20 protein-coding genes and 3 tRNA genes are annotated in these 19,068 nt (G+C 73.8%); 15 read left to right on the forward strand and 8 right to left on the reverse strand.

What is annotated here, in order from left to right; all coding sequences use genetic code 11:
- Nucleotides 1-32 precede the first annotated feature (32 nt).
- Nucleotides 33-689, forward strand: a complete 657-nt coding sequence (locus tag HH311_RS18445; RefSeq protein WP_169185157.1) for a MerR family transcriptional regulator — start codon at nucleotides 33-35, stop codon at nucleotides 687-689.
- 11 nt (nucleotides 690-700) lie between these two features.
- Complete coding sequence (locus HH311_RS18450) at nucleotides 701-1,615, forward strand: TIGR03620 family F420-dependent LLM class oxidoreductase (RefSeq protein ID WP_169185158.1); 915 nt, start codon at nucleotides 701-703, stop codon at nucleotides 1,613-1,615.
- Between the two features lie 13 nt (nucleotides 1,616-1,628).
- Here the strand turns inward: HH311_RS18450 and HH311_RS18455 are convergent, their stop codons facing one another.
- Nucleotides 1,629-2,003 carry a VOC family protein gene (locus HH311_RS18455; RefSeq protein ID WP_169185159.1) on the reverse strand — a complete coding sequence of 125 codons (375 nt, stop codon included), beginning with the start codon at nucleotides 2,001-2,003 and terminating at the stop codon, nucleotides 1,629-1,631.
- Between the two features lie 85 nt (nucleotides 2,004-2,088).
- Between HH311_RS18455 and HH311_RS18460 the strand changes: the two genes are divergently transcribed.
- Both HH311_RS18460 and HH311_RS18465 read left to right on the forward strand, forming a co-directional pair.
- The gene (locus HH311_RS18460) at nucleotides 2,089-4,104 is read left to right on the forward strand and encodes an MFS transporter (protein WP_312030229.1); all 2,016 of its coding nucleotides are present in this window, start codon (nucleotides 2,089-2,091) and stop codon (nucleotides 4,102-4,104) included.
- A gap of 60 nt (nucleotides 4,105-4,164) precedes the next feature.
- Nucleotides 4,165-4,335, forward strand: a complete 171-nt coding sequence (locus HH311_RS18465) for a CsbD family protein (protein ID WP_169185161.1) — start codon at nucleotides 4,165-4,167, stop codon at nucleotides 4,333-4,335.
- A 77-nt stretch (nucleotides 4,336-4,412) separates the two neighbouring features.
- Here the strand turns inward: HH311_RS18465 and HH311_RS18470 are convergent, their stop codons facing one another.
- On the reverse strand, nucleotides 4,413-5,270 hold the full coding sequence (locus tag HH311_RS18470) for a hypothetical protein (RefSeq protein ID WP_169185162.1): 858 nt from the start codon (nucleotides 5,268-5,270) through the stop codon (nucleotides 4,413-4,415).
- A gap of 577 nt (nucleotides 5,271-5,847) precedes the next feature.
- On the opposite strand from HH311_RS18470, the gene HH311_RS18475 reads away from it, so the two are divergent.
- The 7 genes from HH311_RS18475 (at nucleotide 5,848) to HH311_RS18505 (ending at nucleotide 9,938) form a co-directional block, all read left to right on the forward strand.
- The gene (locus tag HH311_RS18475; protein ID WP_169185163.1) at nucleotides 5,848-6,987 is read left to right on the forward strand and encodes an FAD-dependent monooxygenase; all 1,140 of its coding nucleotides are present in this window, start codon (nucleotides 5,848-5,850) and stop codon (nucleotides 6,985-6,987) included.
- Between the two features lie 65 nt (nucleotides 6,988-7,052).
- Nucleotides 7,053-8,279: a serine hydrolase gene (locus HH311_RS18480; protein ID WP_169185164.1), complete on the forward strand. Its 1,227-nt coding sequence runs from the start codon at nucleotides 7,053-7,055 to the stop codon at nucleotides 8,277-8,279.
- Between the two features lie 243 nt (nucleotides 8,280-8,522).
- Nucleotides 8,523-8,747 carry a hypothetical protein gene (locus HH311_RS18485; protein WP_169185165.1) on the forward strand — a complete coding sequence of 75 codons (225 nt, stop codon included), beginning with the start codon at nucleotides 8,523-8,525 and terminating at the stop codon, nucleotides 8,745-8,747.
- 58 nt (nucleotides 8,748-8,805) lie between these two features.
- Nucleotides 8,806-9,552 carry a ScbR family autoregulator-binding transcription factor gene (locus HH311_RS18490; RefSeq protein WP_248292776.1) on the forward strand — a complete coding sequence of 249 codons (747 nt, stop codon included), beginning with the start codon at nucleotides 8,806-8,808 and terminating at the stop codon, nucleotides 9,550-9,552.
- Between the two features lie 106 nt (nucleotides 9,553-9,658).
- A tRNA-Glu gene (locus HH311_RS18495) sits at nucleotides 9,659-9,731 on the forward strand.
- Nucleotides 9,732-9,750: 19 nt separating this feature from the next.
- Nucleotides 9,751-9,824: transfer RNA gene (locus HH311_RS18500), tRNA-Asp, on the forward strand.
- 40 nt (nucleotides 9,825-9,864) lie between these two features.
- Nucleotides 9,865-9,938: transfer RNA gene (locus HH311_RS18505), tRNA-Phe, on the forward strand.
- 50 nt (nucleotides 9,939-9,988) lie between these two features.
- Here HH311_RS18505 and HH311_RS18510 read toward each other — a convergent pair.
- Nucleotides 9,989-10,378: a nuclear transport factor 2 family protein gene (locus HH311_RS18510; RefSeq protein WP_169185167.1), complete on the reverse strand. Its 390-nt coding sequence runs from the start codon at nucleotides 10,376-10,378 to the stop codon at nucleotides 9,989-9,991.
- A gap of 159 nt (nucleotides 10,379-10,537) precedes the next feature.
- On the opposite strand from HH311_RS18510, the gene HH311_RS18515 reads away from it, so the two are divergent.
- Nucleotides 10,538-10,834, forward strand: coding sequence for a DUF1330 domain-containing protein (locus tag HH311_RS18515; protein ID WP_169185168.1), 297 nt, complete (start codon nucleotides 10,538-10,540; stop codon nucleotides 10,832-10,834).
- A gap of 165 nt (nucleotides 10,835-10,999) precedes the next feature.
- Nucleotides 11,000-11,404, forward strand: a complete 405-nt coding sequence (locus tag HH311_RS18520) for a tautomerase family protein (protein ID WP_169185169.1) — start codon at nucleotides 11,000-11,002, stop codon at nucleotides 11,402-11,404.
- Nucleotides 11,405-11,901: 497 nt separating this feature from the next.
- On the opposite strand, the gene HH311_RS18525 is transcribed toward HH311_RS18520, so the two are convergent.
- A complete protein-coding gene (locus HH311_RS18525) occupies nucleotides 11,902-13,251 on the reverse strand; it encodes a glycoside hydrolase family 88 protein (protein WP_211190454.1) in 1,350 nt (449 codons plus the stop codon).
- A gap of 194 nt (nucleotides 13,252-13,445) precedes the next feature.
- Here HH311_RS18525 and HH311_RS18530 point away from each other — a divergent pair, with 194 nt between their 5' ends.
- The gene (locus HH311_RS18530) at nucleotides 13,446-14,489 is read left to right on the forward strand and encodes an NAD(P)-dependent alcohol dehydrogenase (RefSeq protein ID WP_169185170.1); all 1,044 of its coding nucleotides are present in this window, start codon (nucleotides 13,446-13,448) and stop codon (nucleotides 14,487-14,489) included.
- 70 nt (nucleotides 14,490-14,559) lie between these two features.
- On the opposite strand, the gene HH311_RS18535 is transcribed toward HH311_RS18530, so the two are convergent.
- Nucleotides 14,560-15,462, reverse strand: a complete 903-nt coding sequence (locus tag HH311_RS18535) for a serine protease (protein WP_211190456.1) — start codon at nucleotides 15,460-15,462, stop codon at nucleotides 14,560-14,562.
- A gap of 68 nt (nucleotides 15,463-15,530) precedes the next feature.
- Nucleotides 15,531-16,304, reverse strand: coding sequence for a coniferyl-alcohol dehydrogenase (locus HH311_RS18540; protein WP_169185171.1), 774 nt, complete (start codon nucleotides 16,302-16,304; stop codon nucleotides 15,531-15,533).
- Nucleotides 16,305-16,463: 159 nt separating this feature from the next.
- On the opposite strand from HH311_RS18540, the gene HH311_RS18545 reads away from it, so the two are divergent.
- Nucleotides 16,464-17,291: a PhzF family phenazine biosynthesis protein gene (locus HH311_RS18545; RefSeq protein ID WP_169185172.1), complete on the forward strand. Its 828-nt coding sequence runs from the start codon at nucleotides 16,464-16,466 to the stop codon at nucleotides 17,289-17,291.
- A gap of 16 nt (nucleotides 17,292-17,307) precedes the next feature.
- Here the strand turns inward: HH311_RS18545 and HH311_RS18550 are convergent, their stop codons facing one another.
- Both HH311_RS18550 and HH311_RS18555 read right to left on the reverse strand, forming a co-directional pair.
- Nucleotides 17,308-18,180, reverse strand: coding sequence for an LLM class flavin-dependent oxidoreductase (locus HH311_RS18550; RefSeq protein ID WP_169185173.1), 873 nt, complete (start codon nucleotides 18,178-18,180; stop codon nucleotides 17,308-17,310).
- Nucleotides 18,181-19,038, reverse strand: coding sequence for a nitrilase-related carbon-nitrogen hydrolase (locus tag HH311_RS18555; protein WP_169185174.1), 858 nt, complete (start codon nucleotides 19,036-19,038; stop codon nucleotides 18,181-18,183). It lies immediately after the preceding gene.
- Between the last annotated feature and the right edge of the window lie 30 nt (nucleotides 19,039-19,068).

The raw sequence follows: 19,068 nt of genomic DNA on the forward strand, positions 1-19,068 counted from the left end.
ATCCGAGGCGGGGTGTCGAGAGGAGGAACCGCATGAGGGTCGGCGAGCTGAGCCGGCGCAGCGGCGTGAGCGTGGCGTCGATCAAGTACTACCTGCGGGAGGGCCTGCTCCCGCCGGGCGAGCGCACCAGCCCGAACCAGGCCTCGTACGACGAGGGCCACGTCCACCGGCTGCGGATGGTGCGGGCGCTCATCGACGTCGGCGGCCTCACGGTGGCCGCGACCCGGTCGGTGCTCGCCGCCGTGGACGACCCGGAGGTCCCGCTGCACGAGGCCCTGGGCCGCGCCTCGGCCACCACCCCGGCGCCGGGCGGCGGAGGGGGGGACGCCGACGACGAGGCCCACGCCGACGCGCAGCGCGCACTGGCCGACCTGGTGGCGCAACGGGGCTGGCGCGTCGGCCCGCGGAACCCCGCCTGGGACACCGCCGTCGAGGTCCTCGCCACCTACACCCGACTCGGCGACGACGACCTCGCCCGCCAGCTCGAGCTCTACGCCGAGGCGATGGAGGGCGTCGCGCGGCGGGAGGTCGCGGCGGTCGTCGACCGTGGCGACCGCGCGCGCACCGTCGAGGGCGCGGTCGTCGGGACGGTCCTCGGTGACACCCTGCTCGCCGCCCTGCGCCGCCTCGCGCAGGAGCACTGCTCGGCGCAGCTCCTCGAGCGCGCGGAGGGCCGGGCCCAGGGCTAGCGTCCGCGATCATGACGAGCACCGAGGCACGCCCCGCCATCGACTTCCCGTCCACCGTCGGGGTCTGGTGGACCAGTGACGCGTGGACGATCGGTGCGGCCTGCGAGGTCGCCCGGGACATCGAGCGGATGGGCTTCGGCTCGCTCTGGTACGGCGAGGCCTACGGCAAGGAGACGCTCACCCAGGCCGGGGCCTTCCTGAACGCGACCGAGGGGCTCGTCGTCGGGACCGGGATCGCCAACATCCACGCGCGTGACCCGATCGCCGCCGAGTCCGGCGCCCGCACCCTCACCGCGCTGCACCCCGGGCGCTTCGTGCTCGGGCTCGGGATCAGCCACGGCCCGCTCGTCGAGCGGGGTCGCGGCGGCACGTACACCAAGCCGCTCGCCACCACGCGGGACTACCTGCAGCGCATGGACGCCGTGCCCGAGCAGGTCGAGCCCGGCGTACGCCCGGTCCGCCTGCTGGCCGCGCTCGGCCCGAAGATGATCGAGCTGTCCGGGACCGGTGCCGACGGCGCCCACCCCTACCTCGTCCTGCCCGCCCAGACGCAGGTCACCCGCGACGCGCTCGGCCCCGGCAAGTGGGTCGTCTCCGAGCAGGCGGTGGCGGTGACCGGGGTCAACGGCGCGACGGAGGAGGACGCGCTGCGCCGGGCCCACGCCCACCTCGAGATCTACTCGGGCCTGCCGAACTACCGGAACTCGTGGCTGCGGCAGGGGTTCGACGAGTCCGACCTGGTGCGGGGCGGTTCCGAGCGGCTCGCGCGGGCCGTCGTCGGGATCGGTGACCCGAAGACCGCCGCGGACTCGCTGCGCGCCCACCTCGACGCCGGGGCCGACCACGTCCTCGTCCAGGCCCTCGGCGACTCCCCGTTCGACGACCCGCGCCCCGCGCTGGAGGCGCTGGCCGGCGAGCTGTTCTGACCAGGCCCGGGACCTAGCGGAGGTCCTTGCGGATCGGGTGGTCCGGGGGCACCTCGACCAGGACGATCGCGCGGCCGTCGGGGTCGGTGATCCAGCACTCCCGCAGCCCCCACGGCTCGGTGCGGGTCTCGCGGGTCACCGTCACCCCGGCGCCGCGCAGCTCCTGCTCGGCGGCGGCGACGTCGCGGACCTGCACCCACAGCGCGTCCGGCCCGATCGGGCCGTCGGACGAGCGACCGGACACCTCGAGGTAACCGGTGCCGAGGAAGTAGACGATCCCGCCCGGGAACTCGCGGGCGACCGCGAGCCCGAGGGTGCCGCCGTAGAACGCCCAGGCGGTCCCGGGGTCGCGGGGACGGATGAGGATCCTGCTGCTGAGCACCTCCACGCCGGGGTGCACCTCCTCGGTCTTCTCGGTGTGCGACCGCCGCCGAGCATGCTTGGGGACCGGCGGCGGGGGCATCCTGGCCTCCGTGACCGCCGCCGACCACACCGCGACCCCCGCGCGACCGCCCGACGCCCCCGACCCGAACCGCTGGCGCGCGCTCGTCGTCTGCCTCGTCGCCGGGTTCATGACGCTGCTCGACGTCAGCATCGTCAACGTCGCGCTGCCGTCGATGCAGAAGGGGCTCGGGGCGTCGTCGGCGGAGCTGTCCTGGGTGGTCTCGGGCTACGCGCTGACCTTCGGCCTGGTGCTGGTGTCCTCGGGCCGCCTCGGGGACGACCGCGGCCGCAAGAAGATGTTCCTCGTCGCGCTCGCGCTGTTCACGCTGACGAGCGCCGTCGCCGGGCTGTCGGTGGACCCGACGATGCTCGTCGTCGCCCGCCTCCTGCAGGGCGCCGCCGGCGGCATGATGAACCCGCAGATCATCGGCGTCATCCAGCAGCTGTTCGCCGGCCGCGAGCGCGGGCGCGCCTTCGGGCTCTTCGGCGCGGCCATCGGGATCTCGACGGCCGTCGGCCCGCTCACCGGGGGCCTGCTCCTGCAGTGGGGCGGGGACCTCGAGGGCTGGCGCTACGTCTTCTACGTCAACGTGCCGATCGGCGTGATCGCGTTCCTCCTCGGGGTGCGGCTGCTCCCGCGGGACAGCTCGGTGGCGAAGGGCGACCGCCGGCCCCTGGACCTCGTCGGCGCCGTCCTGCTCGGCGCCGCGGTCGTCGCGCTGATGCTGCCGCTGGTGCTCTCCGAGCAGGACCCGTCGGGGGCGCCGTGGTGGCTGATCGGCGTCGCGGTGCTGCTCCTGCTCCTGTTCGTGGCCTGGGAACGGCGGGCCCGACGCGCCCACGGTCACCCCCTGGTGAACTTCCGGCTCCTGCGCACCCGCAGCTACGCGCTGGGCACCACGCTCGGCCTCGTCTACTTCGCGGGCTTCACCTCGATCTTCTTCGTGCTGACGCTGTTCCTGCAGCAGGGCCGCGCGTTCACCCCGCTCGAGGCCGGCCTCGCCCTGACGCCGTTCGCCCTCGGCTCCGCGGTGTCCTCGGCGCTGGGCGGCCGGTGGGTGTCGCGGTTCGGCAAGCCGCAGGTGGTGCTCGGGCTGCTGGCGGTCGCCGTCGGGCTCGTGGCCACCGACGTGGTGCTGCGGCTGGATCCGGGCAGCGTCGGCTGGGCGATCGCCGGGCCGCTGCTCCTGGCGGGCATCGGCAGCGGCTTCGTCATCGCGCCCAACCAGACCCTCGCCCTCGAGGAGGTGCCCGCCCGGGAGGGCGGCACGGCGGCCGGGGTGCTGCAGACCGGGCAGCGCGTCGGGTCGGCGATCGGCATCTCGGCGGTCGGGGCCGTGTTCTTCGGGTCGCTGACGTCGAGCCGCGGCGACTGGTCGTCGTCGATCAGCTCCGGGCTCGTCGTCACCGTGGCGCTCGTCCTGCTCGCGCTGCTGGTCGGGGTCGCCGACCTCGTCGCCGACCGGATCGTCCGCCGCCGCCGGGCGCGCCCGGCCCCCGAGGTCACCGGGCCCGCCGAGGACTCGGCTGCCGACGACGGCGAGGCCCCCGGCGACGGCGAGGCTCCCGACGACGGCGAGGCTCCGGGTGACGGCCAGGCTCCCGACGACGGCGAGGCGGCGCGGGCGGGCCGCGGCGAGGCGGCGCGGGCGGGCCGCGCCGCGGCGGCCGTCTCGCCGGGCCCTTCCCCGCAGGACGCGGCCATCGGCGACGGGTCCCGCACGAACGGCCACCACGGGGACGGTGACCACCGGGCCGTCCCCGCGGTCACCGGCCGCGTGGTGCGGGCCGAGGACGGCGACGTCGTCCCCGGCGCCGTGCTCACCCTCGTCGACGAGTCCGGCCACCAGGCCGCGCGCACCGACGCCGCGGCCGACGGGACGTTCCGCCTGGCGGCCGGCGCGCCCGGCTCCTACCAGCTCGTGGCCCGGGCGCCCGGGCGTCGCCCGGAGGTCGGTCGGGTGACCCTGCGCGCACGACCGAGCGTGTGCGACGTCGTGCTGGAGGCCAACGCGACCGAGCACCTCCTGCCCGCTGTCGATTGAGTCACACGCGGACGGGGTACCTCGATCCGTGACCACGGGTAACATGATCAGGAGGCGCTCGTGTCCGCTGACGACAAGTTCGACAACAAGGCTCAGGAGCTCAAGGGCAAGGCCAAGGAAGCCCTGGGGCGTGCGACGGACAACCACGAGTGGAAGGCCGAGGGCAAGAAGGACCAGGCCGCCGGCAACCTCAAGAACGCGGGCGAGAAGATCAAGGACGCCTTCAAGTAGGTCCTGGTCACCGTCGCCCCGGCGACCGTCCGGGCCGTGCCTCCGTGGCGCGGCCCGGACGTGTGTCGGCCCCGGTCTCAGACGCGCTTGAGCGGCGGCCGGGCGACCCCGTCGTCGCCGGCCAGCGAGGCCTGGGCGGGCGAGCGCGCGAGCACCACCACGCCGCCCAGCGCGAGCACCAGGCCCGCCAGGAAGCCCCCGATCCACCCGACGCGGATGCCGTCGCCGAGGAAGGCGAGCCCGAGCAGCCCCGGCGCCAGCGTCTCGGTCACCGCGAGCACGGCGACCACCGGCCCGACGGTGCCGCGGGCCAGCGCGACGGTGTAGAGCCCCAGGCCGAGCGCGGCGTACCCGAGGAGCGCCCATGCCACCGGGTCGGTGAGCACGGTGCGGGCGATCTCGCCGACCGGCCCGTCGAGGTCGACCAGCCGGACCGCGACCGCCGTCCCGCCGAAGGCCAGCCCGGCGAGGAAGGCGATGGGCACCGCGCGCCGGCTCTTGAGCGCGGTGACGGTCCCGACGGCGGCGAGCACCACGAGCACCGCGATCAGGGCGATGGTCCCGCCGACGCCGGCCTGCGGGAGCTCGCCGGTCTCCGCGCTGCCCACCAGCAGGGCCAGCCCGACGACGTTGGCCGCGGCCGCGGCGAGGTCGATCCGCCGCAGCGGGGTGTCGAAGACCCAGTGCGAGGCGACCACGGTGATCGCGACCTGGCCCGAGACGATCGCCTGCACGGCCACGATGGGCATGTAGCGCAGCGCCAGCACCGTGAGGACCCAGCCGGCGATGTCCAGCAGCAGCCCCCCGAGGTAGAGGGGGCTCGTGACCACCCCGGCGGCGTGGGTCGCCCGGCGGGTGGCCATCGCCTCGAGCATCGCGGCGCCGGCGTTGGCCGCCGCGGCGACGAGGGCCGCGACGAGGCCGAGGACCAGCACGTGCCCCTCCTCCGGTCCGTGGCCGCCCGGGCCCGAGTGTGACCGGGGATCCGGTTCGGTGCCCGTCGTCGGGGGTCGACGACACGCCGACGGGATACCCGCGCGGGTCCCGGCCCAGGGTCCCGCGGCCGGTGGGAGCACGAGTGGGGGCGGCGCGGCGCGGTGTGGGATCGCTCACCCTCGGCGCTCCCGCGAGCGCCCCGGGACGGCCACCGTCACCGATCGTTGCAGGCCGGACGGTTTTCGTGGCCCCTGGGGCGGCGCCGGACGGCCCCTCGCGCCGCGCCCGGCGCACGGCCGTCCGGGTGGCAACGGTGCTGGTCGGAGCGGGTCCGGCGCCGGAGACCGGGCGTGACCCGGCGTCCCCCGGTCGACCGACACCCCGCCCGGATGGCCGTCCGGGCAGAGGTCCGCGTGACCGAGATCCATCCCTCGGACGGAGTACCTGGACCACCGCTACGCTGACGCAACGGCGAAGATCTCGCGTCCGAGCGGCCATGGCCTCACTCGAATGCGCTGTCTAGGGTTTTCCGTGCCGCGTCGTCAGCCGCCGCTCGAGGGAGAAACGGGGGTCCTCGTGGAGCACGTGCCGCTCCTGGTCCTCGGGTCCGGGATCGACGGTCTGGCGGCCGCGCTGTGCCTCGCCCACCAGGGCTTCCCCGTGCAGCTGCTCGAGCGGGGACCCGACCCGGAGTCCCTCGACGACGCCGGGCCCTCGGGCTCCATGGTGGTCCGGCCCTCGGCCGCGCGGGTCCTCCAGGGCCTCGGGCTGCTCGAGGAGCTGCGCCCGCGGGCGCTCGAGGTGCAGCGCTACTGCCACCTCGACGCGGCGAGCGGGCAGCCGCTGCGCAAGGTCGAGCTCGGCGACGTCGCCCGCGCCCGCTTCGGCTACCCCTGCCTCATCGTCACGCGCCGGGACGTGCGGCGGACGCTGGCCCGCGCCTGCGCCGCCGACGAGATGATCGGCGTGCACTACGAGCGCCGCCCCACCTCGGTCGAGGACATCGGCGACGCCGCCCTCGTGACCGTCGAGGACGGCGAGCAGTGGCGCGCCGAGGCCCTCGTCGGCGCCGACGGGGCCTCGAGCCGCGTCCGGGGCCTCCTGGAGGCCGGCGCCGGCGCGCTCTCGCCGACCTTCGTCGTGCGCCGCACCACCGTCGCCTCCAGCGCCGGGGAGCCGGCGAGCCCCGAGCTGCGGGTGTGGTCGGGGCCCCAGCTGCAGGCGATGCGGCTGCCGTCCCCCCACGGCGGCGCCGAGGTCGTCCTGGTGATGCGCGCGGACCTGCCGCCCGCCGAGCGCGAGTGGGTCGTCTCGCGGCTGGAGCCGGAGCTGCGCCGCAGCGTGAGCGCCGTCGTCGGGCGCGAGCCCGAGCAGGTCGTCGCCCACCAGCGCCCCCTGTCGCGCTGGACCCGCAACCGGCTCACCGTGCTCGGCGCGGCGGCGCAGCCGCTCCTGCCGCACGCCGGCGAGGAGGAGAACCAGTCCCTGCTCGACGCCCACGCCCTCGGCGCCGCGTTCGACCGGTCCGACGGCCGCATCCTCCCCGGGCTCGAGGGCTACGAGACGCTGCGCGCCCCGGCCCGGGCCGCCTGCGCCGCGCGGGTGGCCGAGTTCGCCGCGCTCTCGCACGCCGAGGGCCTCACCCGCCGTCTCCGGGACCGGCTGTGGGCCCGGGAAGCCGTCGACGAGGTCGCCGAGGTGCTCGGCGAGGTGTAGCCCGCCACACACTCCGAGCGCCCGTCGTTCCTCGCCGAGGGCTGACAGGGGTGAGGATGCGGACCATGACCTCTCCGCTCGCCGTCGAGAAGGACCCCGCCTCGCTGGGCTTCGACCCGTCCCGCCTGCGCCGCATCGACGACCACTTCCGGCGCTACGTCGACGACGGCCGGCTCGCGGGCTGGCAGGTCGTCGTCACCCGCCGCGGGCACGTGGTGCACTCGAGCGAGGCGGGGCAGCGCGACGAGGAGGCGGGCCTGCCGGTCGAGCCCGACACCCGCTGGCGCATCTTCTCGATGTCCAAGCCCATCACCTCGGTGGCGGCGCTCATGCTGTGGGAGCGCGGCGAGCTCGAGCTCACCGACCCGATCAGCCGGTGGCTGCCCGAGTTCGCCGAGCCCCGCGTGTACGTGCGCGGGTCGGCCACCGCGCCGCTGACCATGCCGAGCCCGGAGCCGATCCGGGTCTGGCACCTGCTCAGCCACACCGCGGGCCTCACCTACGGGTTCCACCACGCGCACCCGGTCGACGAGCTGTACCGCGCCGCGGGCTTCGAGTGGGGCGTCCCGGACGGCCTCGACCTGGCCGGCTGCGTCGAGGCATGGGCTCGGATGCCGCTCGTGCACACCCCCGGCTCGGAGTGGAACTACAGCCACGCCACCGACGTGCTCGGGCGCCTCGTGGAGGTCGTGTCCGGGCGGCGCCTCGACGTCTTCCTCGACGAGGAGATCCTCGGTCCGCTGGGCATGACGGCGACGGCGTTCGCGGCCGACGACCCGTCCCGCACCGCGGCGCTGTACGCCCGGGTCGCCGACGGGTCGCGGGTGCGGGCGCCCGCGGGCGAGGCGTTCCTCGAGCCCCCGACGTGGCTCTCGGGCGGCGGCGGGTTGGTCTCCACCGCCGCCGACTACCACCGCTTCACCCAGATGCTGCTGCGCGGCGGGGAGCTCGACGGGGTGCGGCTCCTCGGGTCGCGCACCGTCGCCTACATGGGCCGCAACCACCTGCCCGGAGGTGCCGACCTCACCGAGGTCGGGCGGCCGCTGTTCGCGGAGATGCCCTTCGACGGGGTCGGCTTCGGGCTCGGGGTGTCGGTGGTGCTCGACCCGACGCGCTACCGGACGCTGTGCAGCACGGGGGAGATGGCCTGGGGCGGCGCCGCCAGCACCGCGTTCTGGGTGGACCCCGCCGAGGAGCTCACCGCGCTGTTCTTCACCCAGTTGATGCCCTCGAGCGCCTACCCGATCCGCAGTGCACTGCGCGCGTTGGTCTACCAGGCACTGGTCGACTGAGCATCCGCCATGTGAGCGGGACCGGGGTCGCGACGTCCGGTTCCGCTCACATGGAGCAGCCTGAGGAGATCCCGGCTCACCCTGAGAGAGGGCTGCACAGGCCATCTCCGCTCTGTAGCGTCTGCGGCTGCCATCGGGCCGCCGATTTGGCAGGGGCGAGGGAGACGGATGAGCGCGACGCCGGGGCCACGACGACGACCTGCCGGACCACACCCGGAACGCGGCGCCACGGAGACCTCCGGGGTGCCCGAACCGCGGGTCGGCCAGGACGCGGGGGGAGCGGGTGTCGTCTCGGGCGTCCCCACCCAGCGCACCGCGGCCGACGTGTACCGGGTCAGCGAGGAGCAGGTGCACCGCGCCCGGATGGCGGTGGCCCGCAACGCGCTGGACTCCGAGGACTGCCGCGAGCTCCTCGACATGCTCGGGCTGATCGGGGAGCCGGGCGAACCGCCGCCCGTGCGTCGCTGACCGACCGCGGCGCGGGTGACACGGTCCTCACAGCTGCGCGCCGTAGCGTCACCTCGTGATGGTCCAGGTACCGGAGTCGCCCGCGTCGTCGCGCCCAGCCCTGCCCGGGCGGGGGTCACCCGTCGTCCGGACCCGGGCCGGGTCGCGGCAGGCGCGTGCCCTCGCGACGCGCGAGACCATCCTCGACGCGGCCGCCCACGAGTTCGCGGCCGAGGGCTACCACGCCGCCTCGCTGTCGGGGATCCTCGCGCGCAGCGGCGTGACCAAGGGCGCGATGTACTTCCACTTCGCGTCCAAGGAGGCGATGGCGCGCGCCGTCGCCGACGTCATGAAGGCCCGCCTGCCGGAGGTCGTCGGCGAGTGGAGCGCCGGTGACGACCCGTTGACGATCGCGGTCCACGTCGCCGTGGGCTACGCCGCGCTCCTGCGCGACGAGGTGGCGTGCCGGGCTGGGCTGCGCGTGGTCAACGACGGCGCCCTCGGGCCCGACCAGGCCCGCTGGCCCGCCGACTTCTGGGAGGCGGTCCACGTCGACCTGCTCGGCCGTGCCCGGGACGCGGGGTCGTTGCGCCCGGGCATCGACCCGGTCGAGCTCGCCCGGCTGGTCGTGGCCCTCGGCACGGGCGTCCGGGCGGTCTGCCTGGCCGCCGGCGAGCTCGCCGCCCTGCGTGAGCGGACGGCGGCCTCCTGGACGGTGCTGCTGCACGGGGTCGCCGAGCCGTCGTGGCTCGCGCGGTGGGACGCCGCCGGCGGGATGGCGACCGTGCCCGGAGATCCTGGACAGCGCCCCGGCGGGGGTACCTGACGACGGCATCGGACCCGTCCCGTAAGCTCGTCGGTGCACCCAACGGGGCCGGACGGTCTCCGGCGCTGGAGGGGGTAAGGTCTCCGCAAGATCAGAGGAGCTCCGAGCCCCCATCGTTCAGCGGCCTAGGACTCCGCCCTTTCAAGGCGGCAACGCGGGTTCGAATCCCGTTGGGGGTACGCAGTAACTGAAGAGCAAGGCCCAGTGGCGCAGTTGGTTAGCGCGTCGCCCTGTCACGGCGAAGGTCGCGGGTTCGAGTCCCGTCTGGGTCGCACGGTCGTGCACACGCCGCGGTGGCGTGGAGGCCGACAAGGCCAGGTAGCTCAGTCGGTACGAGCGATCGCCTGAAAAGCGATAGGTCGGCGGTTCGACCCCGCCCCTGGCCACCCCTTCTTCGTCGCTGGTGGTGCCGGCCTGGCGCTCCGCAGCGACGGGACTAGGCCCAGAACGCGTCGTACGCGGCTTGGTCCTCGTAGACGAAGCGGGCCTCACCGACGCGCCCCCGGTCGAACTCGAAGACGACGAGTTGCGGTGCCTCGAGGGTCTTCTCCCCGCGCGTGCCGACGACGTCCACCAGCGCGACCGCGCGGCTGTCGTTCGCCAGGACGTCACGGAGCGACAGGCGCAGACCGCCACCGGACTCCTCGGCCACGCGACGCCAGAAGTCGAAGATCGCGTCGGGGCCGACGTACGTCCCGGCCAGCTTCCCCCGACCGGCGACGACCCACCGAGTGTCCGGCCCGAGGGCCTTCGCGAGGGCGCGGCCGTCCCTGCGCGCCATCGCCGCGTAGAGGTCGCGGACGTGCTGCTCGTTCGGGTGCGCCACGTGGGCAGGGTCTTGCGTGACCGGGACGTCGTCAACGGGTCCCGGGCCCGCCCGTCAGTCGGCGAGGAGAACTGCGACGACAGGTGTGCTCGACGACGAGGCCGGCGGCGTGTTCAGCTACCGAGCGGTCGGCACGACCGCGTGGTGGAGGAGGTCCTGATGGCGCGCGCCTACTGGGTCAACACGTTCCGCGAGATTCGCGATGAGGCCAAGCTGGACGCGTACGTCGCCCTGGCGGGTCCGGCGATACATGCCGGCGGTGGCCGCTTCCTGGCGCGCGGTAACCCGGCTGCGGCGTTCGAGAGCGGCACCACGAACCGCGTCGCCCTGATCGAGTTCGACAGCGTCGAGCAGGCGGTCGCCACCTACGAGGGCCCGGAGTACCAGGCCGCCGTGGAGGCACTCGGCGACGGCGCCGTCCGGGACATCCGCATCATCGAGGCGATCCCAGACTGATGCGTCAATGAGCAGGGCGGTCGGGGGAATCGACGAGGTAGCCCTCGCCTGCACGCGATCGACTCGTCCGAAGCGGGCCCGCGCCGTCGAGGCACAGACCCCGAGCACGAGCCGTGTTGGCGGACTGTCGTTGACCGTCCGTCGGGTCCGGCGGACTCTCTTCTCGTGCCGCGCTACGAGCTCACGACCGACGACGAGCTGACTCGCTCGCAGAAGGACGAACTCGCGCGCGCGATCACAGACGTCCACGTCGCCGTCACGGGCGCGCCGCCGTCGATCGTCCACGTCATCTTCTGGACCACGGGCGCCGGCAACGACGCCTACGTCGGAGGGCGTCAGCGAGCGGGGACCTACCTCCAGGGCTCCGTCCGAGCCGGTCGCGACGCGGACACCGTCAGCAAGCTCCTGAACGACCTGGCCGCCGCCGTGGGACGAGTGACAGGAGCAGCCGCCGAGGACGTCACTGTGGCTCTGCGCGAGACATCGACGCACCTCGTCCTCGAGGGCGGAAGGACTGTCGGGGAGCCCGGCGCGGAGAACCCGGCGTTCACAGGATCGACCAGCCGCTGAGGGCGCCCATGCGTCCCTGGCGGACTTCATCAGTCCTTCAGCAACACATTCGCCCTGGTCAAAGCACGGGTTCAGACGAGCTGGAAGCCCCTCCGGGCACCTGAACAGCGATAGGTCGGCGGTTCGGCCCCGCCCCTGGCCACCCCCTCCCACGCTCCCGGTTGATCAGGAGCACAAGGGTCATGCGGACCGCTCCGGATACCTGCGTAGCGTGCCCCTCGCGCGGACCCACCACCCCTCGTTCTTGATCAGGGGCACATGGGGCAGACGGAGCCGTGGGCCAGGCTGCGCCCTGTGCCCCTCGTGCGAGCGGCCCCGCCCGGGACGGCGACCACGGGCGCGGCACCCCGGGCGAACCGGAGCCCCGCACCCGTCGTCGGGACCCTCAGCGGTAGGTCACCGCCGTGGTGTTCTTCGCCTGCCGGTCGGTCGAGCCCTTCACGGAGTCAGTCGCGCGTCCCGCCGGTCACCGCCGTCTTCGCCGCCCTCGTCGATCGCTAGAGCCCCGCCGTCGTGGTCGGCGGCGCGGTCGTCGTCGTGGACTTGGCGGTCGTGGTGGGGGGCGCCGTCGTGGTCGGCGTGGTGGGCGCCGTGCTCACCCCCGTGGCCGCCGCGTAGCGCTGCAGCGCCTCGATGAAGTAGTAGTCGCCGAACATGATCCCGGTGTCGTAGGACCCGGCCGGCTTGTTCTGCGTGCCGTGCAGCAGCACCGCCTGGTTGGTGGTGTTCTCGGCGAGATACGCGGGGCTCGACAGCGCGGCGAGGATGTCGCGAGCCCCGTCGAGGTAGCGGGCCTTGCGGGTGGCGTCGGTCGTGAACGACGAGAGCTCGACGAGCCCGGACGCGGCGATCGCGGCCGCCGACGTGTCGCGCGGCTGACCCGCCGTCGAGGGCAACGAGAAGTCCCAGTAGGGGACCTTGTCGGCGGGCAGATGGGAGAGGAAGTAGTCGGCGGAGTTCTGCGCGGTCGTCAGGAACGTGGCGTCGTGGGTGAACCGGTAGCTCATCGTGAAGCCGTGGACGGCCCAGGCCTCGCCACGCGACCAGGTGGAGCTGTTGCTGTACCCCTGCGCGGTGGTCTTCGACAGGACCTTGCCGGTCTTCTGGTCGTAGTTGACGACGTGCCAGCTGCCGCCGTCGGGACGGAAGAAGTCCCGCGCCGTCGTCTTCGCGTGCGTGGCGGCCATCGTCGCCCACGCCGGGTCGCCGCCGTTCTGCGAGGCCCAGAACAGCAGTTCCAGGTTCATCATGTTGTCGATGATCACCCGGTACTTCGTGGTGTCGGTGCGGGCGTCCCAGGAGCGGACGGCGCCGACCGTCGGGTTGTAGCGGGTCGAGAGCGTCCTGGCCGCGGTGAGGACGACGGCCTTCGCGTTGGCGCCGCCGGTGAGGACGGCGTCCTTGCCGAACGAGTCGAAGATCTGGAACCCGACGTCGTGGCTGGAGTCGTCGGTCTTGTTCACCTCGACGCCGGCCTGCCAGGCCTCCGCCCGCTGCTTCCAGAGCGGGTCCTTGGTGCGGGCGTACTCCTGCCACATCGCGCCGGGGAAGAAGCCGCTGGTCCAGTCCTTCGCCCCGACGGTGGTCCACACGCCGTTGGTGCCGGTGCGCACCGGGTAGGCGGTGGTGGCGAGGCGGCCGGCCGTCGCGGCGAGGCGGGAGTCGGCGAAGGCGAGGTCGTGCTGGATCGTCGTCGCGGGGAGACTGGCGGCGCGCGCCGACGGCGCGTTCACCACCTGGGTCAGCGACGACACCACCACGACGACGGCGAGGGCGGCGACAGAGGCCCACCACTTCCGCCGTCGGTCGTCCCGCTGCGACCCCCACGCGTGCGCCGTCCCGTTCATGCGTCCCCTCCCGGATGTCCCCTGTGACGGGGCAGTCGATCCGGGCGGCGCCCGGCGTTACGCCTCGCGGAGCAGGTTCGCCCGCTGTGACGCACCCGGCGGGGAGGGTTCAGTCAATTCGGTGGCGGACAACCCCATCGCGTACTCGGCGACCGCCGCATGGCTCGCCGTCTCCGACCCCGAGGGGAAGCCCCGTGCCGACCACCGTTCCCGCCCTCGTCACCGAGGCCGCCGGGAAGCCGCTCGAGCGCTCGACGATCGAGCGCCGGGACCCGAAGCCGCACGACGTCGTCATCGACATCGCGTACGCCGGCATCTGCCACTCCGACATCCACCAGGCCCGCGACGAGTGGGGCGGCAGCGAGTTCCCGATGGTCCCCGGCCACGAGATCGCGGGCACCGTGTCCGCGGTCGGCCCGGAGGTCACGAGGTACTCCGTCGGCGACCGCGTCGGCGTGGGCTGCTTCGTCGACTCCTGCCGCGAGTGCGCCAACTGCCGGGCCGGCGAGGAGCAGTTCTGCACCCGCGGGGAGGTCCAGACCTACAACGGCCGCGAGTACACCGGCGAGCAGACCTTCGGCGGCTACTCCACGCAGGTCGTCGTCGACGAGGGCTACGTCCTGCGCATCCCCGACGGCATCGAGCTCGACGTCGCCGCCCCGCTGCTCTGCGCCGGCATCACCCTCTACACGCCGCTGACCCACTGGGGCGCCGGCCCGGGCAAGAAGGTCGCCGTCATCGGGATGGGCGGTCTCGGGCACGTCGGCGTCAAGATCGCGCACGCGCTCGGGGCCGAGGTCACGGTGCTCTCGCAGACGCTGTCGAAGGAGTCCGACGGCAAGCGCCTGGGCGCCGACCACTACTACGCGACCTCTGACGACGAGACCTTCACGACGCTCGACAGCACGTTCGACCTCATCGTCAACACCGTCTCCGCCGACCTCGACGTGGAGCGCTACGTCGCGCTGCTGGCCCTGGACGGCTCGATGGTCAACGTCGGCATCCCGGCGAACTCCGCGTCGATCCACGCGTTCTCGCTGGCCAACGGTCGTCGCAGCCTGTCCGGATCGAAGATCGGGGGCATCCGCGACACCCAGGCGATGCTCGACTTCTGCGCCGAGCACCACATCGGTGCCGAGGTCGAGACGATCACCGTCGACGACGTCAACACGGCCTACGACCGCGTGGTCGACTCGGACGTGCGCTACCGCTTCGTCATCGACACGGCGTCCTTCTAGGTGGGCGAAGCCCTCGTGAGCAGAAAGTGTCGGTATACCGGCACTTTCTGCTCACGAGCGCGCAGCGCACCTAGATCAGGCCGAGGCTCTTGAACGGGCCGCCGTTGACCACGGCGAGGTCACCGGGGGCGCCGTGGCTCCGGGCGTAGGCGAGCATCTTCGCGAGGTCGCCGATGGAGTTCGTGCCGGGCGCCGGGGTGAAGTTCAGCGTGGAGAGCACGCCGAGCGCGCTGCCGTCGGCGGAGAGGAACGCGCTGCCCGAGTCGCCGGGGATGCCCGGGGTCACGGTGGCGACGGTGTGGCTCCACCCGTGCCCCTGGTCGCCGAGGCTGGTGCCGACCTTCGGGCTGAGGACGGGGACGCCGCCGCGCAGCTCGGAGTTGCCGTAGCTCACGACCCGCTCGCCGGGCGTCGTGCCGTTCGTGTCGACGCCGACCGGCCCGCCGAAGAACGGCACGGACGGGGTCACCTTCGCGACGTCGGCCGGGTCGACCTGGACGAGCGCGAGGTCGTTGTAGGCGCAGGCGTCGGGGTCCTTCTCGTGGGCGCCCTGCATGGCCAGCCACGAGTTGTAGACGAGCTTCCCGGGCTTCGAGGCCCCGGTGATCTCCACCGGCGTCCCGAGCGGGAGCGACTTCGACGTGCAGCCGTCGGTCTCGTCCGCCGAGCCGGTGCCCGAGCAGTGGGCGGCCTGGCCGAGGTAGGTCTTGCCGCCGCCGGTGTAGACGAAGTTCGCGGTGCACTGGGCTCCGGCGGTGCGCATCTGCACGCCCGGGTGCACGCCGCTGCCCATCGCCGCCCCCAGGTCCGGGCCCGCGACCGGCGCGGGAGCGGGGGCGGGCACCGCCACGTGGGGTGCCGGGGCCGGCGTCGGGGTCTGGTCGGCCCAGGCCGACCCGGTCAGGGCGGCGGTCAGGGCCGCGGCCCCGAAGAGCACCGTCGCCAGCCGTCGTCCCCGCCGATGCGCGCGCATGACCACCCCAACGGCCGTGATCGTCGCGGGTGACGCACGAACTGCGACGCCGCGCACACCGATGGTGATCAGCGGGTCTGCAGGGCCGCCCAGGTGGTCGCCGCGGCCACCCCGCCGTCGGCGGCGAGGGTCTGGCCGTTGATCCACCGGCTCTCGTTGGACATCAGGAACGCGACCACCGAGGCGATCTCGTCGGCCTCGGCGTCGCGCCCGGCGGCGGAGCGCTGGCGCGCGAGCCGGCGGGGGTCCGAGGAGCGCTCGACGTCGGGCAGCTGGGGGGTGCGGACCGGTCCCGGGGCGACGGCGTTCATCCGCACGCCGTCGGGCCAGGTCAGCGTCGAGGACGCCGTCGTGTACGCGAGGACGGCCTCCTTCGAGATGTCGTAGATCGACCGGTCCGGGCGGCGCTCCCGGCACCAGCGCAGCCCCTCCTCGAACGACGTCGTCGCGAGCAGCGGCCGCAGCTCGGCGAGGTGCGCCACCCAGTGCCTGCCCTCGGAGGACGACACGTTGACCACGGAGCCGCCGCGCTGGATGCGGGGCAGCAGCCGCTCGGTGAGGTGGCGCATGCCGAGGAAGTTCACGGCGAGCACCTGGTCGGCGGGGGACGTCCCGGGCAGGCCGGCGACGTTGGCGAGGGCGTCGATGCGCTCGTCCAGCCGCTCGACCGCGACGTCGATCGCGCGTGGATCGGCCAGGTCGCACCGCACGTGGGCGATCTCGCGGTCCGGCGGGTCCCGCCGGTCGAGCCCCACCACGGTCACCCCGTGGCGCGAGAGGAACTGTGCGAGCGCGCGCCCGACCCCCGACGAGGCTCCGGTGACGACGAAGACGGTGCTCATGGCACCGGTCAGAGTAGACGGCGCCGAGGCGGTCACGGCCAGGTGATGCTCGACGCGTTCCCTGCTCCCCGCGGGTGACCCTCCTCGTCACGGGTCGTCCGGACGGACCAGACATTCGGTGGGGTCGCCCGACCCCGTCGGACGCGGCGAGAGGGCACCATGGTCACCGTGAAGCTCTTCGTCGTCGATGCGTTCACGTCCGTGCCCTTCACCGGCAACCCGGCGGCGGTCTGCCTGCTCGACGCCGACCGGGAGCCCGACGCGGCGTGGATGCAGGACGTCGCGGCCGAGATGCACCACTCCGAGACCGCGTTCGTGGATCTCTCCACGCTCGAGCGCACCGGCGAGATCGGCCTGCGGTGGTTCACCCCCACCGTCGAGGTCGACATCTGCGGGCACGCCACGCTGGCCTCCGCGCACGTGCTGCTCGAGGAGGGCCTGACGACGGCGCCGCTCGCCTTCCGCACGGCCTCCGGGGTGCTGCGCGCCGACCGCGCCGGGCGCGACGCGATCTCGCTCGACTTTCCCATCGACGTCCCGGTCGCGGGTCTGCCGGGCGGGTACTTCGCCGACGAGTTCGCCGACGCCCTGGGCGCCTCGGTGATCGCGGTGGCGCGCTGCCGCTACGACGTGCTCGTCGAGGTCTCGGCCGCCGCGGAGGTCCGCGAGCTCGAGCCCGACCTCGCGGTGCTGCGCGCCGCCACCGGCCGCGGCGTCATCGTCACGGCGGCCGCCGACGACGGCGTGGACGACGCCGACTTCGTCTCCCGCTTCTTCGCGCCCGCCGTCGGGATCGACGAGGACCCGGTCACCGGCTCGGCCCACTGCTGCCTCGCGCCCTACTGGTCGGAGAAGCTCGGCAAGCCCTCGCTCGTCGGCGCCCAGCTCTCGCGCCGGGGCGGCACCGTGGGCGTCGAGATCGCCGGCGACCGCGTGCTGCTGCGCGGCAACGCCGTGACGATCAGCCGGGGCGAGCTCACCGTCTGAGCCGTCTGTCGCGACCTCAGGCCCGCAGCGTCGCGATCACCTGCTCGGCGAACCGCAGCACCGGCTCCGTCGAGGACGGGTTGCCGAAGTCCATGACGAAGTGGTCGGCGCCCGCGGCGACGCGCGCCGCCAGCTCCTCGACCAGGCGCGCCGAGTCCTCGTCGCTCTCGGGCAGGGCACGTTCCAGCGTCACCGACACCTCGATGCCGTCCGGGTCGCGGCCCGCGTCCTCGGCGGCGCGGCGGACGATGTCGAGCCGCCGACCCCAGCCCTCCTCGCCGGGCGGGGCGTTCCACGCGTCGGCGATCCGCCCGACCAGCGGCAGCCCGATCTTCTCGCCCGCCGCGCCGATGCAGACCCGCGGCGGCGGGTCGGGCAGCGGCGGCGCCGCGGCGCCGTCGATGCGCCAGTACCGGCCCGCGAACGACGGCGAGTCCTCGGTCCACATCCGCCGGCAGATCGTCACGGCCTCCTCGAGCTGCGCGAACCGGACCGACGGCCTGGGGAAGTCGTAGCCGTAGGCGGCGTACTCCTCGGCGCGCCAGCCGGCGCCGATGCCGAGGACGAAGCGCCCGCCGGAGAGGTGCTGCAGCGTCGCCGCCATCTTCGCGAGCAGCGGCGGGTGCCGGTAGCCGACGCCGAGGACGTGGTGGCACAGCTCGACGCGCTCGTGCCGCGCGGCCAGCCAGGTCAGCGTCGTCCAGGCCTCCATGAACGGGTCGGTCGGGGTGTCCATCCCGTAGAAGTGGTCGGCGAGCCACAGCGAGTCGAAGTGGGGCAGCGCCGTCGGGAGGATCGCGGTGTCCTGGTCGACCACGATCGGACGGCGGCCGCTCCAGCGGTTGCCGATCGCGGGGGAGAGCCAGCCGAACCGGGGCGTCCTCGTCATCTACAGATCTCCTCCCTCGTCGAGCAGCCGGTCGATCTCCCGGCGCAGCAGGCCCAGCCGCGCCTCGCGCACGAGCGGGATGTCCCGCCGGCGGCGCCGCACGTCGGCCAGGTCGATCTCGAAGGTCAGCGCCTGCTCGGCCTCCGGCCCTTCGCCGCACTCGCCGATGACCTCGCCCCACGGGTCGACGATGTGGGAGCCGCCCCAGAACGTCAGGCCGCCCTCCACCCCCACGCGGTTCACGAACACGACGAACAGCTGGTAGATGCGCCCGTAGAAGGTCGTGATGTTGCGCCAGTACTCGCGGGAGTCGTAGCGCTCGGGCGACATCGACTGCGCCGAGTTCGCCGGCACGAGCAGGATGTGGGCCCCGTCCTGGGTGGACAGGAACGCCACCTGCGGCTGCCAGGCGTCGTTGCAGATGAGCGTGGCCGCGCGGTGCCGGCCGCCGCGCACCCCGTAGGCCCGCGAGTGCTGCCCGGGCAGGAAGTGCTTGCGCTCCTCGAACGTCGCGTACGTCGGCAGGTAGAGCTTGCGGTGGGTGTGGACGAGGTTGCCGTCCTCGTAGTAGCCCGCGCTGTTGTAGGTGTGCAGGCCGTGGGAGCCCGCCTCCGGGTAGCCGACGAGGATCCCGGCGCCGCCCGCGCGCTGTGAGAGCCGCAGCAGGCGCCGGTCGTCCGGCGAGATCGAGAGGTCGTGCGTCACGTCGCCGACCTGGTAGCCCGAGAGCGCGAGCTCCGGGAAGACGACGAGGTCCGACTCGCTCTCGACGGCCTCGGCGATGACCCGCTCGGCCCGCTTGAGGTTGCCGTCGAGGTCGCCGAGGGTGGCGTCGGTCTGGGCCAGGGTGATCCGCACGATGGCTCCTCGGTCGCTTCGGACGGGGTC

Source organism: Actinomycetospora sp. TBRC 11914 (assembly GCF_012933465.1).
In the GTDB taxonomy this organism is placed as follows: Bacteria; Actinomycetota; Actinomycetes; order Mycobacteriales; family Pseudonocardiaceae; genus Actinomycetospora.